The organism is Chryseobacterium sp. AC405b, from assembly GCF_979258685.1.
The window spans coordinates 2,600,879-2,616,649 of sequence record NZ_OZ409877.1 but is presented as its reverse complement, the minus strand read 5'-3'; the positions used below and the strand labels follow the sequence as shown (position 1 = coordinate 2,616,649).

Here is a 15,771-nt window from a genome sequence, read left to right as displayed (position 1 = left end):
CTATGAAAAAACTATTTGACGATTTATCTTACAAAATCAGTAAACAGACCACCAAACAGTACAGCACAAGTTTTTCATTGGGAATTTTGGCTTTATCACCGAAAATAAGAGATTCAATCTATGCTATCTACGGATATGTACGTTTGGCAGATGAAATTGTAGACAGCTTTCATGATTATGACCGTGCTACTCTTCTTGCACGCTTCAAAGAACAAACAAATCAGGCATTAGAAGAAAAAATTTCATTAAATCCTATTTTACAGTGTTTTCAGGAGACCATTCACAGATATGAAATCGACGTACAATTGATTAATCAATTCCTGAAAAGCATGGAAATGGATCTTCAGAAAATCGATTACAATTCAGATTTGTATAAAGAATATATTTTGGGATCGGCAGAAGTTGTAGGATTAATGTGTCTTCATATTTTTGTAGATGGAGATAAACAGCAATATGAAATTCTGAAACCTTCTGCGATGAAACTCGGTTCGGCCTTTCAAAAAGTGAATTTTCTCCGTGATCTGAAAGATGATTATCAGGTATTAGGACGTACTTATTTTCCGGATGTTGATATTACTTATTTTGACAATATTGTGAAGTCTCATATAGAAAATGATATTCAGCAGGAATTCAAAGAAGCGCTGGAAGGGATTAAAAATTTACCCAATTCATCGAGATTTGGAGTTTATCTGGCTTACAGATATTACATTTCACTGTTCAGAAAAATTAAAAGAACACCGGCTAAAAAAATCATCAACCAAAGAATAAGGATTTCTAACGGGAGAAAATTTTCACTGATGATGAGCTGCTATGTACAGTACAAAATTTCTCTTTTATAAAATTCAAAAATTTATTTTAAAAAAATATAATGGTACACCAACTTAAACGTGAACAACAACTCAACTGTGATATAGAAACTGCCTGGAAATTCTTTTCTTCAGCCAATAATCTTTCAAAAATCACTCCGAAAGATATGAACTTTGTCGTTCGGACTCAATTGGAAAACGATGAAATCTACGAAGGAATGATCATTGATTATTATGTTTCACCACTTTTAGGAATTAAGATGGATTGGCAGACAGAAATCACTCAGGTAAACGGTAAACGTAGTTTCACAGATTACCAAAAGAAAGGTCCTTACAAACTTTGGAATCATTTTCATGAATTTATACCCAATGAAAAAGGAGTTTTGATAAGAGACACTGTAGATTACGAACTTCCTATGGGATTTTTAGGAGAAATTGCACACAGCGTTTTTGTAAAAAATAAATTAGAACATATTTTCAGTTATCGTTTTAATATTCTGGAAAAAATGTTTAATTCTAAAAAAGATTAACAATGAATTTTTTAATAGTATTTGCTACATTTTTTATCATGGAAGGTATAACCTGGATGGTACACAAATATGTCATGCATGGCTTTTTATGGATTCTTCACCGTGATCATCATGACCATAGTAACGAAGGTGAACTAGAGAGAAACGATTATTTTTTCGCCATTTTCGCAATTCCTACTATTGCAATGATGTACTATGGAACCGTGAACAATTTTAATTTTTATTTTTACATTGCCATCGGTATTACCTTATACGGAATGGCCTATTTCTTTGTTCACGATATTTTTATACATCAGCGTTTTAAGTTTTTAAGAGACACACAAAACCCCTATTTATTAGCAATAAGACGTGCTCATAAGCAGCATCATAAGCACATAGGGAAAGAAATGGGAGAATGTTTCGGATTTCTTTGGGTTCCTGTGAAATATTTTAAGATGTACTTTAATAAAAATAAAAAATAATTATGTGGCAATACACATATCTTGCAATCAACTTTTTCACGGTAATTATCTGTTTTTTGTTTTCATTTCATCCGAAAATAAAATTTCACAAACATTTTAAAGCATTTATGATGGCTTCTGTTTTGGTTGCCGTAGTTTTTATTGTTTGGGATGTATGGTTTACAAAAATGGGAGTCTGGTGGTTTAATGACAGATATTTGATTGGAAGCAGACTTTTCGGATTGCCGATAGAAGAACTGATGTTTTTTATCTGTATTCCGTTTTCATGTGTGTTTACCTACTTTTGTTTAGATAAGTTTTTCAAACTCGACTGGAATGTCAATTTTGAACGAATTTTCGTTATAATATTTATTATTGTTTTATTATTTCTTGCCGTTTATTTTAGACAGAAAATTTATCCTTTCGTCACATTCTTCACCACGGCAATCAGCCTTTTCGTACTTTATTTTATTTTAAAGATAAATTGGCTCGGGAAAGCTTCCCTTATTTACCTGATTTTGATGCCCGGATTTCTTGCAGTCAACGGAATTCTCACCGGAAGCGGATTAGACTCACCGATCGTCAATTATAATCCTGAAAAAATTATCGGCATCCGTATTTTCACCATCCCGATCGAAGATACAATATACGGCTACGAAATGATTCTTTGGAATTTATTCTTTTTTAAGAAGTTTAAAAAGAAGGAAATTACTGAGAATGAAGACTAATTTCACCACAAATTGACAAAAATCTGAAAACGTATTCAAATTACATTTATTTACATACCACATAATTAATGCAAGGCATAATATTTGTAACTATTTAAGTCAACTCACTTATACCACAAATATTATGAACGTTACAGATTTAAAAATTAAAAATCTGGTAGATTATAGAGGCCAGATTTTCACTATTACAGAAATTTTTCAGAATGAAAACAACGAATATTCTGTAAAGATTGAAAATGACTATCAATGTTTGGCTGTACCAGCAGATTCTATTCAGCCTATTACCATCAATGAAGATTGGCTTGAAAAATTTGGTTTTGCAAAAACATACAGCTCTGATCACAGAATACGATACGAGAGACCAGAATCGTTTATCAAGTATGATATTGATTTGAGTTCAAAAAAGATTGTTGAAGGACTGAAAATTTATGGAAATACAATCAAATGTAAATATATCCATGAATTTCAAAATATCTTTTCTTCACTATTCGGAAAAGAAACAGGTGTTTCTATGAAAAATTTGTTCAATAAAGAAGCAGTAGCTTAGAACCACAATCAAATTTATATATCTTTCAAGAAAAATCTCTAACTTCGGTTAGAGATTTTTTATTTTATCTAATTTATTCTTTTCTTATTTATCGCAGGTATCCAGTTTTCTCTGCCACAGTTTTTACATTTTCCGGCAGAGCCTGTTTCTTTATTTTCAGTATATCCACAGAAAGTACAAGAGTAATAACCTGCATCATTAATATAATTTATATGATGATCTACAGAATTTGGCATAATTGATAATCCGAAACGCACTTCCTGATCAGCAAGAAAAAACACACTTATATCGCCGGATATTTCTTCAATTGCCGTTTCTATCTGCCCAAGATGAGACACCCCTTTTAATCTTAATTCTGAAAAAAACTCATCACTTCCCAAATTTTCTTTTTTAAAATTCTCAGTTAAAAATACACCATCCTTTATCAGGCAGATTGGTTTTCCTTCTAGCAGAATTTCTATTTTTTTGAATCTTCCGATACAGTACGTTAACAGACTGTAAAACAAAATAATCACTGTAAAAACTGCAAGAGATGAAGCAATGCCCACATCTTTATAAAACATAGGATCACCTGCTGCAGAACCTAAACCGATGATCACCACCAATTCAAAAATCGATAATTGCTTAACGCCTCTTTTTCCTAAAACACGAAGTCCGAAGACAATTGTAAAAAACATGATGACTGTTCGCAACACGATTTCAGGAAGAAAAATCCATTCTTCGGTACCCATCAAAAATTCTTTCAAATCCAGGCTTAATAATACGGAGAGATTCATAAACTAATAATTTAAAAACTAAGATTTCAAATAGTAAGCCACTTACAGATTTACACATAAAAAACCTTCGAATCTGACTACACAAATTCGAAGGTTTTTAATTGGATTTACCAATATCTAAGCTTCAGGACCTTATGGGCTTTTTTCTAAGAATCTTTATTATTTTATATCAAAATAATTTCCGTATTTGCTTTGTTTGATTTTAGTCATAAAATCATCAAATGCAGGATAACGTATTCCTGTTGCAATATCAATTACAATTTTATTCAGATTGGGTTTCAGTCGCAATTTTATCTGATCAAAACTTTTATTATCAACTTCAGATAAAAAATTTTTGATCTCATTAAAGTTGACTGCATTTTCATTAACAGATTTTTTAGAATTTCGAAACGGCATATCGTCTACAAAAAATTTTATTCGTTCCATAAGATTTAGATTTGATGGTTGATGCTAAGTTAATGATATCTGATTGAGAAAAATATGATTCCGATCACATTATCAGAATAATATAAGCTTAATTTAAAGCTTTTTTAATCATTGTTAATTGGTATTTTTTATGATTACTTATTAAAAAAGTGGTCTGACATTTGAGTCATTTACCTCAAAATATTATTATGAATCTTCAAAATATCTCGCGACTCGCACTTGGTACTATGCTTATCACTGCAGGAATTGCACACCTCTCTTTTGCCAGAAAAGAATTTCAGGCTCAGGTTCCAGATTTTGTTCCTTTGGAAAAAGATGATACGGTGATATATTCAGGTATTGCAGAAATTTCTCTTGGTATTAGTATTATTGCAACTCCTGAAAAGTACCGTTCAGCTTTAGGTAAATTCACAGCTGCATTTTTTACTGCTGTTTTCCCGGGAAATATTTCTCAATATAAAAACAGAAGAGATGCCTTTGGCTTAAATACTGACAGCAAGAGATTTGCAAGACTATTTATGCAACCCGTTCTTGTAGCCTGGGCTTTAAAATCAATGAAATAGTAATTTCCGTAGCAAATTTTTCAAAATAAATTTCTTTCAAAAAATTTAGAATTAAATAATGAAGAATGATTATTTTTGTTAAAATTAAAAGACGAAATGAAGAACGCAGTAAGTTGGGTTTTGATAGCATTTTTAGCCATCACATTGCTTAATAACTGTCTGCAAAACAATACTCACAAAGACATCAAAGACAAGCAATCTTTTATTGATCAGCTAAGATTTGCTTATTCTACTGGTGACAGAACAAAATGGCCAAAACCAATAATTGATGCTTCAGTATCTTCGTTTTCAGAAATTGGTCATTTACCACAAGTTGAGTTTCCTAAAGACAATCTTTATTCTGAAGACAAAGCTTTGTTGGGAAGGGTTCTCTTTTATGATCCGAGGCTTTCTAGCTCTAACCAAATCGCCTGTGCATCTTGTCATGACCCAGAATTGGGATGGACGGATAACAGAAGATTTTCTTTCGGCCACGACAGGCAATTAGGTTCCCGAAACGCAATGACGATTATGAATATCGCTTATGCTACCTCTCTTTTCTGGGACGGACGCGCAAATTCCCTTGAAGATCAGGCGAAAATGCCTATTGAAGACATGAGAGAGATGTATGAGCATATCGATATTGCCACAGATAAAATTGTAAAGATAAAAAGATATGAAATTCTTTTTGAAAAAGCATTCGGCGACAAAAAAATCACCAAAGAACGCATTGCGAAAGCCATTGCTACTTTTGAACGAACAGTAATAAGTCCGCCAAGCAGATTTGATCGGTTTATAGACGGAGAAAGAGATGTTTTAACCAATGATGAAGTGATGGGTCTTCACCTTTTCCGGACAAAAGCACAGTGTATCAACTGTCACAACTCAGGATATTTTTCTAACAATCTTTTTGAAAATGACGGAACTTCTTTATTAGGTTCAGACGAGGAAGATTTAGGACAATATCTGATCACTAAAAAACAGGCCGATGTCGGAAAATTCAGAGTTCCAACATTAAGAGAAGTTACCAAAACCGAACCCTGGATGCACGATGGTTCATTCAATACTTTAACTGAAGTAATCGAATTTTACAGCAAAGGAAATCCGGAATCATCAAAACATCGTTCCACTGTACATGAGAGTATCTCATTACATTCTGAAAAATCTGATATGCTGAAACTTTTAGAATTGACAAAAGAGGAAATTATGCAGCTTGAAGCATTTCTCGGAACTCTGAGTACACCTGTAATGAGACCGAAACCACCTGTACTTCCGAAATAATTTTCAAATAAAAATGCCTTTAAAAATAATTTAAAGGCAAAAAAAATTAATTGAGTTTAAATTAAAAAAACTGATCCGGAGTTATCGGTAAATTCCTGAAACGTTTACCCGTTGCATTATAGATTGCATTTGCGATTGCTGGTGCAGCACCTATAATTCCTACTTCACCCAGACCTTTTGCTCCGCTAGGATTCAGGTTTAAATCTGGTTTGTTGATAAATGCAACTTCTATGATTGGTGCATCTGCGTTTACCGGAAAATGGTAACCAGCCAGATCATTGGCGACCAGACTTCCCAATTTTTCATCGAGAGACATTTTTTCCATCAGAGCCATCCCTATTCCACCTACAGCGGCTCCTGAAATTTGGTTGGCAGCAGGTTTTTCGTTAATTATTTTGCCACCGTCTACAACGACAACCATTTTATCTACGACTACTTTTCCGGTTTTGGTATTTACTTTTACTTTACAGAAATGTGCAGCTGATGAACAAAAAGAAAATTTATTTTTTTCATCTCCCGGACCGGAAGTTGCTTCAACTTCAATTACATTGATATTATTTTTTGTGAAAATATCCTGGTAAGAAATAAAATTCTCACCTTCTTTCTGAAATGAAACCCCGGAATCTGAAAGGATGATGTCTTTTGCACTTGCATCTTTAAACTTTTGATTAAAAGCTGAAGCATATTCTCCCAACTTTAATTTAAGAGCATCACCTACCGCAACTACTGCTCCACTGATGGAAGATAATCCTGTACTACCGCCCTGACTTCCTGCAGGCGGCAAATCAGAGTTTCCTAATTCGATTTTTATTTTACTTTTAGAAATACCGGAAGTTTCATGCATGATGTTCATCATTCCGGTTCCTGTCCCGGTTCCGATATCGGTCATTGCAGTTTGCAGAACTATATTTCCATCTTTGGTCATTTTGATTCCTGCTCCGGCTTTATTTCGCCCTGCATTCCACATTCCTACAGCCATTCCGTAACCTATCTTCCAGTCTCCTTCTGTTGTTACTCCCGTTGTGGGTTTTCGTAAATTCCAGCTGATCATTTTAGCCCCTTTTTCGATGGCTTCTTTCAGAAAATTAGTTGACCATGGCAAACCTGTTTCCGGATTCTTTTCTAAAGCTAAATTTTTATATCTCAATTCTACAGGATCCATTTTCAACTGGTAACTTAGCTCATCCAAAGCGCTTTCCACTGCAAAATCGCCCGTACAATCACCTGGACCACGCATCCAGGTTGGTGCACTGAGATTTAAAGGAACCACTGCATTTTCAGTTTTAAGATTGTCAAACTGATAGATTAAGCGGGTAACTCTCGTGATTCCATCGCTGAACTGATCATACATTGCGCAGCCGTTTTTTGCCTGATGTAAAACTCCTGTAATCTTACCATCCTGATTGGCACTTAATTTTATTCTCTGCCAAGACGCAGGTCTGTAACCCACAGAATGAAACATTTGTGGACGGGTCAACATTAATTTGACGGGTCTTTTCACCTGTTTTGCCGCCAGAACCGCAGCTAAAGCATGAGGCCAGACTTTTAGGCCGGAACCGAAACCACCCCCAACAAATTCGCTGATGACCTGAATATTGTCAACAGGAATTCCGAATAAACCTGCAAAAGTTTTTTGCACGCTGTTTACTCCCTGGTTTTTATCGTGTAATCTTAATTTATCTTCTGCATACCAATCTGCTATTGTTGCGTGCATTTCCATCGGATTGTGAACCTCCGCAGCGATATTGTATTGTTGATCTACTGAAAATGGTGAGTTACTCCAGCTTTTTTCGTCACCTCTTTCTTTTCCGGCAGATTTTAATTCAACTTTATTTTTAGCCGTATTAAAATCAACTTCAAAAGGTGAAATTGTATATTCCACTTTAACCAAAGATGCAGCATAAGTGGCTTCCTCAAGGGTTTCAGCAATAACCACAGCAATCGGCTGTCCTTTAAAAAATATTTTATCCGTATGAAAAACGGGCAATCCGAATTTTGATTCTTTTATTTTAGCTTCATCCGCAAATCCCGGAACTGAAGGTTTCTTTAAGTGTGAAATAATATCTATTAAACCATCTGCTTGTTTTGCAACATCTGTATTGATAGACTTGATTGTTCCTGATGCGACATCACTCGTCACCAAAACTCCATAACAAAGATTATCTACTTTGTATTCGGCAGCATATTTCCCCTGTCCTTTTACCTTTGCAATTGCTTCAACCCTACCTTCGGCAGGAATTACAAAATCAGTTTCATCGTCAAAAAATCCCATGTTTTTAATTTTTAAAATTGTTATAAATAAAACTGTTTATAATTTGGAAGCATTTTGTAAAGCCAGTTCGATAGCTCCTTTCAGCATCGGAACTTTATAACCGTTATGAGCCAAAGGTTTTACTTTTTCAGCGGCGATTTCTGAGGCTTTTTTAAATACGTCTTCAGATGCTTTTTTACCTTTTAGATATTCTTCTGCTTCGTACCATCTCCATGGTTTGTGAGCGACTCCGCCTGAAGCTAATCTTGCTGATTTAATCGTATTCCCATCCATTTCCAGAGCTGATGCTACAGAAATCATCGCAAAAGCGTACGAAGTTCTTTCACGCAACTTCACATAAGCATATTTTTTATGGAATTCATTTTTAGGAACCTCAATATGAGTAATCACAGCATTTTGTGGTAAGTTATTGTCTAACCACGGCGTATATTCCGGCAATTTGTGGAAGTCTTTGAATGGAATTATAACCTTTTCGTTTTTAGAATCAAGCGCATGAACATTAGCATCCAACGCACTCAAAGAAATACATAAATCTGAAGGATGTACGGCAACGCACTGGTCGCTGTAACCTACAATTGCACTCATTTTATTGTCGCCTTTCAATGCACTGCATCCACTTCCCTTTTTTCTTTTATTGCAGGGTGTGGTGACGTCATAAAAGTATGGACATCTGGTTCTCTGCAACAAATTTCCGGCGGTGCTTGCCATGTTTCTGATTTGAGGAGATGCTCCTGCAAGAACAGTTTTGGAAATCAGCGGATAGTTTTTCAGCAAATCAGAATTTGTAGTCAGATGAGTATTTCGAACCATCGCACCAATGGTAACCGACTTTTCAGACAACTTAATTTCGGTAGACAATGCACCGGAAACATCAACCATTCCGTCCGGTTGTGCTATGTTTTTTTTGAGAAGATCAACGATATTTGTTCCGCCTGCTACAAAATCTCTGTTTGAAATTTTTAATTTTAAAGCTTCAGCAGAAGTTTTTACTTTTTCAAATGTAAATGGTTTCATAACGCTGCAACTTTTTGTATAGATTCAACAATTCCGTTGTATGCACCACAACGACAGAGATTTCCGCTCATGAATTCTTTAATTTCTTCCACAGAATTGGTATGACCTTCTTTTACACAAGCCACTGCAGACATGATCTGTCCGGGAGTACAATAACCACATTGAAATCCGTCACAATCAATAAATGCTTTCTGCATAGGATGAAGTTGATCACCAGAGGACAAACCTTCAATGGTAGTCACTTCTTTTCCGGGAACCATTGCTGCCAAAGTAAGACAACTTAATGCTCTTTCACCATCAATATGTACGGTACAGGCACCACATTGCCCGTGATCACAACCTTTTTTGGTTCCGGTAAGATTGAGGTTTTCACGCAGAACATCCAGAAGTGTTGAGCGGCTGTCTGTTTTAATGTCGTATATTTTTTTATTGACAGAAATTTTTATAGGCAAAACACTTTTTTTCGGAAGAATAAAGTCTTTTACATCCTGATAAAAAGCTTTTACAGAGGTAGGAATAGAAGCAAATATTGCTACAATTGCCGTACTTTTCAGAAAGGATCTCCTGCTTTGATTTGTTTCAGACATATCTGATATTTTTTGAAAAGGGGAAAAATTTAATTTGAAATACTTATTGAAGAATTAATTCAATTATATCAAATATAATGAAAACTTTATGCAAAAGTTATTAACTGTATTTGAATAAAGATAAAACAACCGCAATTTATAATCGAAATAAATTAAGAATAAATAAAAATCCGACAAAAATAATTACTTCTGTCGGATTAAATTTTAAGTCGTTACCAAGCTTATTGAATTACATGGCTTCTTCTGCTGATGGTATGTGCAGAAAAATATCCTAAAGCTCCGTTGCTGATATTGCTTGTCGGGTTAGAAGGAGTTATACCTCCACCAGGACCTCCACCATCTATAATTTCCAGTAGAGACGTAAAATAGGTGTAAACATTGGTATCAATGCACTGCATTTCAACAAAAATGGTATCTCCCACTTTTGTTTTTTCGTTGGTACCATCTTCATCATCATTGGGTAGTAACAAAGGCCTTTGGTTTACTAATCCGTTATTGACATTGTCTGAAAATGCTTCAAATGTTTTGCCCGAATTATTTACCCGGTAACTAAAGAGGTATCTGTTTCCCAAAAATACCGGATCTGTAAAAACGGGCAAAAGCGTGTATGACAATTCACCAGCCACCATGAATGAATCCTGTTGCAGATCCTCAAGCAAAACGGGTTCAGGCATCGTACTTTTTGCTGTATATTCTTTTCCTTCAGCGGTAACTTTTAAGGTATAAGTTCGTCCCGGAACTGTAGTGAAATTTATGGTTTCATAAACGCCTTCACCAACATGGTTTAAAGTTTCGGTTTGCCCGCTATTATCACTCAATATCACAACGGCATTGCTTACAATCGGATAAGAATTGGCTGCCGTAAAAGCTACAGATTTTGTTATTTTCACGAAATGCGGTCCGGGTTGATCTGTAATATTTCCTTCAATAACGATGTTTCCGCTTCGATCTTCAAGATCCAGATCAATTTCTTTTTCGCAACTTATGAATAGAAACAGCGATATGATTATTAAAAATATATTTTTCATATGTAGTTATATATTGTTTTTCAGAGGTCATGTGTTATCGCCTATTTGAGGGAGCTTTTGTTTCCTGATTGTGGCGATTTCATCGAACTAAAATTTGAAATTATAGGTTATATTCGGAACAAATTTAAACAGAGAAGTCTGCAATGCACGGGTTGTTCCCGGTTTGTCAGGATTATCTTCAAAGGTAATTGTGTAAGCATTTTCTCGTCCATAAAGATTATAAATCCCGAATGACCAGGAACTCTGAAAACGTTTATTTTTACCAGGCTCATATGTTGCGCTCAGATCCATTCTGTGATAAGCAGGCATTCTGTCTGCATTCCTGTTGCTGTACTGGAAAATAGTCTGATCCTGCAACTCATATTTTCCTGTTGGGAAAGTTACGGCATTTCCTGTACTGTACACAAAAAGCCCGGAAAAAGACCATTTTGGGTTCAGCTCATACGTTGCTACGACTGATAAATCGTGGGTTTTGTCCTGTCTTGCGTTGTACCAATTGTTATCATTGATGCCGTTTATTTTTCTTTCGGTTTTTGATAAGGTATAAGAAATCCAGCCTGTCAGTTTACCGCTTTTCTTTTTTGCAATCAATTCAAAACCGTAAGCTCTGCCTTTTCCAAATAACAACTCTCCTTCCACATCTGCTGCTGCATCAAAAGTAATTTCTGCTCCGTTTTTAAAATCAATCTGATTTTGCATTGATTTGTAATAAATTTCTGCATTTAATTCATAATTATTATTGTTGAAATTTCTACTATACCCTGCGCTGATCTGATCCGCTATTTCAGGTTTTACGGTGTAGCTGCTGCCAATCCATTGGTCAGTAGGATTTCCGCTGCTGCTGTTGCTCAATAAATGAAGATTTTGAGTATTTCTTGCATACCCTCCTTTGATACTGCTTACTTCATTAATTCTGTAGTTGGCTGTAATTCGTGGCTCAAGATTAACATAGGTTTTTCCTAATTTTCCTTTTTCTAAAAATTGACTGCCTGTTAAAACTCCGTTTTCATAAACATTAAAGTTATCTCCGCCTAAAACGCTGAACATTGATAATCTTAAACCGTAATTAACCGTCAGTTTTTCTGTGGCTTTAAAATCATCATTGATGTACAGTGCATTTTCCCAGGAATATCTGGAATTTCTAGGAAAACTGCTTACACTCGTTCCCGAAGCACTGCTCGGAGTAATGGTGTGATAAATAGACTGTAAACCAAAACGGACAGAATGTTTGTTTCCTGCAAACCATGTGAAATCCTGCTTCAGATTCCAATCCTGGATTTGTGAGTCTAATCCAAATACATTGTCGTTGCTCGAAAGACTTACTTTATAATCGTAATTGCTGTAAATAAATGAAGTGTTGGAGAATAATTTGCTGTTGATAATGCTGTTCCAACGTACGGTTGCAGTAGTATTTCCCCAATCTGTAGCAAATGTATTTCCAAGACCTAAAACGTCTCTTCCAAAATAGCCTGAAACATACAGACGGTTATTTTCATTAATCTGATAATTGGCTTTTAAATTTAAATCATAAAAGTAAAGCTTGCTGTCTTTAAAATCATCAGTTGCTTTTAGAAAAACATCGGCATAAGTTCGTCTTCCAGAAACGATGAATGAAGATTTCTCTTTCTGGATAGGTCCTTCCACGCTTAACCGGCTGCTGATCAAACCAATTCCTCCATTGACGTTGTAATCTTTGTTGTTACCGTCTTTCATTTTAACATCCATTACCGACGAAAGTCGGCCACCATACTGTGCAGGACTGTTTCCTTTGATAATGCTTGCATCTTTCAGGGCATCACTGTTGAATGTGCTGAAAAATCCTAATAAATGCGACGCGTTGTAAACCGGAGCTTCATCTAATAAAATTAAATTCTGATCGGTTGCACCACCACGCACGCTAAATCCGCTGCTGCCTTCGCCATTGCTTTTGATCCCAGGAAGCAACTGAATCGTTTTTAATACATCTTTCTCACCAAACAAAACGGGAAGCTTCTCAATACTTTTTATGCTTAAAGTTTCGGTTCCCATTTGAGCTGAAGTCAGGTTTTTATCTTTTTTAACTGCTGAAATGATGACTTCGTCAATCTGTGTAGTTTTCTCTTTTTCCTGACTAAGAATAAGATCGAGTTTTACGTTTTGGTCGAGCTGTACAGTCTGTCTGTAATTTTCGTAACCTCCGTAAGCGACAGCAATGGTATAACTTCCCTGGGGAAGAGAAAGTGAATAAAAACCGTATTCGTTAGCTGTGATATTGATTGTGGGATCTTCCACCACTTTTATTGTTGCTCCGATTACGAGTTCGCCATTCTTTCCGTCTCTGACCGTTCCGCTGATCGTTTTCCGTTCCTGAGCAAAAGCGGTAATGCTGAAAACTGACAGCCCGATCGTGGTAAAAATTCTACAATAGATTGCTTGCATTCTTTAATGTTTATTAAGAAAATAGTTTTTAAATCTAAATGTAAAGATAAGCTTTAATTGAATGGATCTAAAAGTCAATAAACGGATAATGGTGTTTTAAATTGTATGAAATTTTGTTCATGACAAATCCTCACTTGTAGGAGTGAGGATTTAATGATGTACAATAAAATCTTTGCTTTATTAATTTTTAACGTATTTCGCCACTTTCTCTTCCAGATCATCAAGATTGAAAGGTTTTGCTACATAATCGTCTGCCTGCGCACTTTTAGCCAAAGCCACAATATCATTATTGGCTGTGACATAAATTACAGGAATATTTTTGTATTCTTCATGGTTTTTCAAAAGCCTGGTTGCCTCTACTCCACCAATATTCGGAATCCAGTTATCCATCAAAATGACATCCGGACGAAACTGTGATACTTTCTGTATGATGTCGTGCGACGTTTCTGAGATCTCTACTTCGTAACCGCCTTCTTCGAAAATGATGCTGATTACCTCAAGAATCACTTTATCATCATCAAAAATCAAAATTTTCTTCTTGTTCATATTTTTTAGTTAATTTATTTAAATTATTATATTGAATGTAGCCGATTGATTAGATCTGCTAATTTTCCCGGTTCGATCAGGAGATCGTAATCTACTTTCTCCATTGCCTGCTTCGGCATATAATTTACTTCTGCAGTTTCAGGATTCTGAATCCATACTTTTCCTTTATTTTTTTTTATATATTTTAAACCTTCTACTCCGTCTGCATTGGCTCCAGAAAGCAAAACTCCGATCAGGTTTTCGCCAAAAGTTTCTGCTGCAGATTTGAAAGTGACATCAATCGATGGTCTCGAATAATTCATCTTCTCTGAGCTGTCGAGCGATACGGTGTTTTTATTTTCAAACAACAGATGATAGTCTGAGGGAACTATATAAATTGTATTCTTCAGGATATCTGCTTTATCTTCTATCTCTATCACCTTCTTTGCGGTAAATTGCTGCAGCAAAGTGGGCAATATACTTGTAGAATAAGCTTTTCTATGAACAACAACCAAAATCGGAAAATTCATATTTTCGTCGAGATTTTTAATCATATCCATAATGACCTGCAGACTTCCTGCTGATCCTCCGATAACGATTAACTCTGTTCTGGCCGTTTGTTCTTCCATTTATTGTAGAATTAATTATGATCTACTTTTTTCCAAATTTTCTGATTCTCGACCTGATGATAAAATTTATCTAAATTGGAAAACCGCAACGTCTCTTTTGAGCCTAAAGCGAGATACCCTAAATTTTCTAAACTGGCATCAAAAAGACTGAAAACCCGCTCCTGCAAAGCTTTTTCGAAATAAATTAAAACATTTCTGCAGATAATCAACTGGAAACTGTTGAATGAGCTGTCTGAAACCAGATTATGAGTCGATAAAATCAGTTTTTCTTTCAAGCTTTTATCAAATCTTACACTGTCATAATTTGCAGTATAATAATCTGAAAAATCTTCTTTCCCGCCAGAAAGCATGTAATTTTCCGAATAAATTTTCATCTGATGGATCGGAAAAACACCCGATCTTGCGGTTTCCAGAACCGACGGATTGATGTCTGTACCGTAAATTAAACATTTATGATAGAGATTGGCTTCTTTCAATAAAATTGCGATCGAATATGCTTCTTCACCCGTTGAACATCCTGCAACCCAGATTCTTATCAAAGGGTAAGTTCCCAATTGAGGAAGAATCTCTTCTCTCAATTTCTTGAAAAAATGAGGATCTCTGAACATTTCTGTAACATTCACCGTAATTTCTTCTATAAAATGCTTGAGATAATCTGGATCATTGATGATGGTGTATCGCAATTCTGCAAAACTTGTAAAACGGTCGATCATACAAATACGATTAATTCTGCGCTTGAAAGATGCTCTGCTGTACAAAGAAAAATCATATCCGTACAGATCGTACACATCTTTGATCAGAAATTCAATCTCCTCGTCTTTTACGATACTCGGTTCCAGCATTTATGAAATTTTTTCAATGGCAGTTAATAATTGGTCTACATCAATCGGCTTTTTCACATAATCCTGCGCTCCAGCATCAAGGCATTTCTGACGGTCTTCTTCCATTGCCTGTGCAGTCACCGCAATCACAGGAATATGTTTGATGGCAGGCGTCTGACGAATCAATTTTACCGCTTCATAGCCGTCCATTTCCGGCATCATCATATCCATCAATACCAAATCTATATCTGGATTTTTCTCTAAAATCTGAATTGCTTCTTTGGCCATAGTACAACTTACTATGTCGAAACCACGGGCTTTTAACGTAAGTTTCAGAGCAAATATATTACGCAGATCATCATCTACTATCAAAATTTTCTTTTGCATGCCAGAATCTGTAA

At 35.4% G+C, this 15,771-nt stretch carries 18 protein-coding genes; 7 read left to right on the top strand and 11 right to left on the bottom strand.

Annotation, left to right across the window (positions count from 1 at the left end; genetic code table 11):
* The first annotated feature begins 2 nt into the window (after positions 1–2).
* The 5 genes from ACZZZA_RS12505 to ACZZZA_RS12485 all read left to right on the top strand — a co-directional run bounded on the left by ACZZZA_RS12505 (position 3) and on the right by ACZZZA_RS12485 (position 3,051).
* Positions 3–839, top strand: coding sequence for a phytoene/squalene synthase family protein (locus ACZZZA_RS12505; RefSeq protein WP_463432212.1), 837 nt, complete (start codon positions 3–5; stop codon positions 837–839).
* A 29-nt stretch (positions 840–868) separates the two neighbouring features.
* On the top strand, positions 869–1,336 hold the full coding sequence (locus ACZZZA_RS12500) for an SRPBCC family protein (protein ID WP_463432210.1): 468 nt from the start codon (positions 869–871) through the stop codon (positions 1,334–1,336).
* A gap of 2 nt (positions 1,337–1,338) precedes the next feature.
* Positions 1,339–1,797, top strand: a complete 459-nt coding sequence (locus ACZZZA_RS12495; RefSeq protein ID WP_463432208.1) for a sterol desaturase family protein — start codon at positions 1,339–1,341, stop codon at positions 1,795–1,797.
* Positions 1,798–1,799: 2 nt separating this feature from the next.
* The gene (locus tag ACZZZA_RS12490) at positions 1,800–2,504 is read left to right on the top strand and encodes a lycopene cyclase domain-containing protein (RefSeq protein WP_463432206.1); all 705 of its coding nucleotides are present in this window, start codon (positions 1,800–1,802) and stop codon (positions 2,502–2,504) included.
* 124 nt (positions 2,505–2,628) lie between these two features.
* The gene (locus ACZZZA_RS12485; protein WP_463432204.1) at positions 2,629–3,051 is read left to right on the top strand and encodes a hypothetical protein; all 423 of its coding nucleotides are present in this window, start codon (positions 2,629–2,631) and stop codon (positions 3,049–3,051) included.
* A 68-nt stretch (positions 3,052–3,119) separates the two neighbouring features.
* On the opposite strand, the gene ACZZZA_RS12480 is transcribed toward ACZZZA_RS12485, so the two are convergent.
* Both ACZZZA_RS12480 and ACZZZA_RS12475 read right to left on the bottom strand, forming a co-directional pair.
* A complete protein-coding gene (locus tag ACZZZA_RS12480; RefSeq protein ID WP_463432202.1) occupies positions 3,120–3,827 on the bottom strand; it encodes a DUF421 domain-containing protein in 708 nt (235 codons plus the stop codon).
* A gap of 159 nt (positions 3,828–3,986) precedes the next feature.
* Entirely contained in the window at positions 3,987–4,253 is a 267-nt protein-coding gene (locus ACZZZA_RS12475) for a hypothetical protein (protein ID WP_463432200.1), read from the bottom strand.
* 188 nt (positions 4,254–4,441) lie between these two features.
* Here ACZZZA_RS12475 and ACZZZA_RS12470 point away from each other — a divergent pair, with 188 nt between their 5' ends.
* On the top strand, positions 4,442–4,816 hold the full coding sequence (locus tag ACZZZA_RS12470; RefSeq protein WP_463432198.1) for a DoxX family protein: 375 nt from the start codon (positions 4,442–4,444) through the stop codon (positions 4,814–4,816).
* Positions 4,817–4,912: 96 nt separating this feature from the next.
* Positions 4,913–6,076 (top strand): cytochrome-c peroxidase, encoded by a 1,164-nt coding sequence (locus ACZZZA_RS12465; protein WP_463432196.1) that lies wholly within the window; start codon positions 4,913–4,915, stop codon positions 6,074–6,076.
* A gap of 61 nt (positions 6,077–6,137) precedes the next feature.
* Here ACZZZA_RS12465 and ACZZZA_RS12460 read toward each other — a convergent pair whose 3' ends face one another.
* From ACZZZA_RS12460 to ACZZZA_RS12420, 9 genes are all read right to left on the bottom strand, one after another.
* Positions 6,138–8,348, bottom strand: coding sequence for a xanthine dehydrogenase family protein molybdopterin-binding subunit (locus ACZZZA_RS12460; protein WP_463432194.1), 2,211 nt, complete (start codon positions 8,346–8,348; stop codon positions 6,138–6,140).
* A 36-nt stretch (positions 8,349–8,384) separates the two neighbouring features.
* Positions 8,385–9,362 carry an FAD binding domain-containing protein gene (locus ACZZZA_RS12455; protein WP_463432192.1) on the bottom strand — a complete coding sequence of 326 codons (978 nt, stop codon included), beginning with the start codon at positions 9,360–9,362 and terminating at the stop codon, positions 8,385–8,387.
* Positions 9,359–9,949: a (2Fe-2S)-binding protein gene (locus ACZZZA_RS12450; protein WP_463432191.1), complete on the bottom strand. Its 591-nt coding sequence runs from the start codon at positions 9,947–9,949 to the stop codon at positions 9,359–9,361. The genes ACZZZA_RS12455 and ACZZZA_RS12450 overlap by 4 nt, the downstream gene beginning before the upstream one ends.
* 221 nt (positions 9,950–10,170) lie before the next feature.
* Positions 10,171–10,977 (bottom strand): DUF4249 domain-containing protein, encoded by an 807-nt coding sequence (locus ACZZZA_RS12445; protein WP_463432189.1) that lies wholly within the window; start codon positions 10,975–10,977, stop codon positions 10,171–10,173.
* Between the two features lie 87 nt (positions 10,978–11,064).
* Positions 11,065–13,395 carry a TonB-dependent receptor gene (locus ACZZZA_RS12440; protein WP_463432187.1) on the bottom strand — a complete coding sequence of 777 codons (2,331 nt, stop codon included), beginning with the start codon at positions 13,393–13,395 and terminating at the stop codon, positions 11,065–11,067.
* Positions 13,396–13,575: 180 nt separating this feature from the next.
* Positions 13,576–13,941, bottom strand: a complete 366-nt coding sequence (locus ACZZZA_RS12435; protein ID WP_463432186.1) for a response regulator — start codon at positions 13,939–13,941, stop codon at positions 13,576–13,578.
* A 26-nt stretch (positions 13,942–13,967) separates the two neighbouring features.
* On the bottom strand, positions 13,968–14,549 hold the full coding sequence (locus ACZZZA_RS12430; protein ID WP_463432185.1) for a chemotaxis protein CheB: 582 nt from the start codon (positions 14,547–14,549) through the stop codon (positions 13,968–13,970).
* An 11-nt stretch (positions 14,550–14,560) separates the two neighbouring features.
* Positions 14,561–15,391: a CheR family methyltransferase gene (locus tag ACZZZA_RS12425; RefSeq protein ID WP_463432184.1), complete on the bottom strand. Its 831-nt coding sequence runs from the start codon at positions 15,389–15,391 to the stop codon at positions 14,561–14,563.
* The gene (locus ACZZZA_RS12420) at positions 15,392–15,742 is read right to left on the bottom strand and encodes a response regulator (protein WP_463432183.1); all 351 of its coding nucleotides are present in this window, start codon (positions 15,740–15,742) and stop codon (positions 15,392–15,394) included. It abuts the gene before it with no gap.
* Positions 15,743–15,771: the final 29 nt, after the last annotated feature.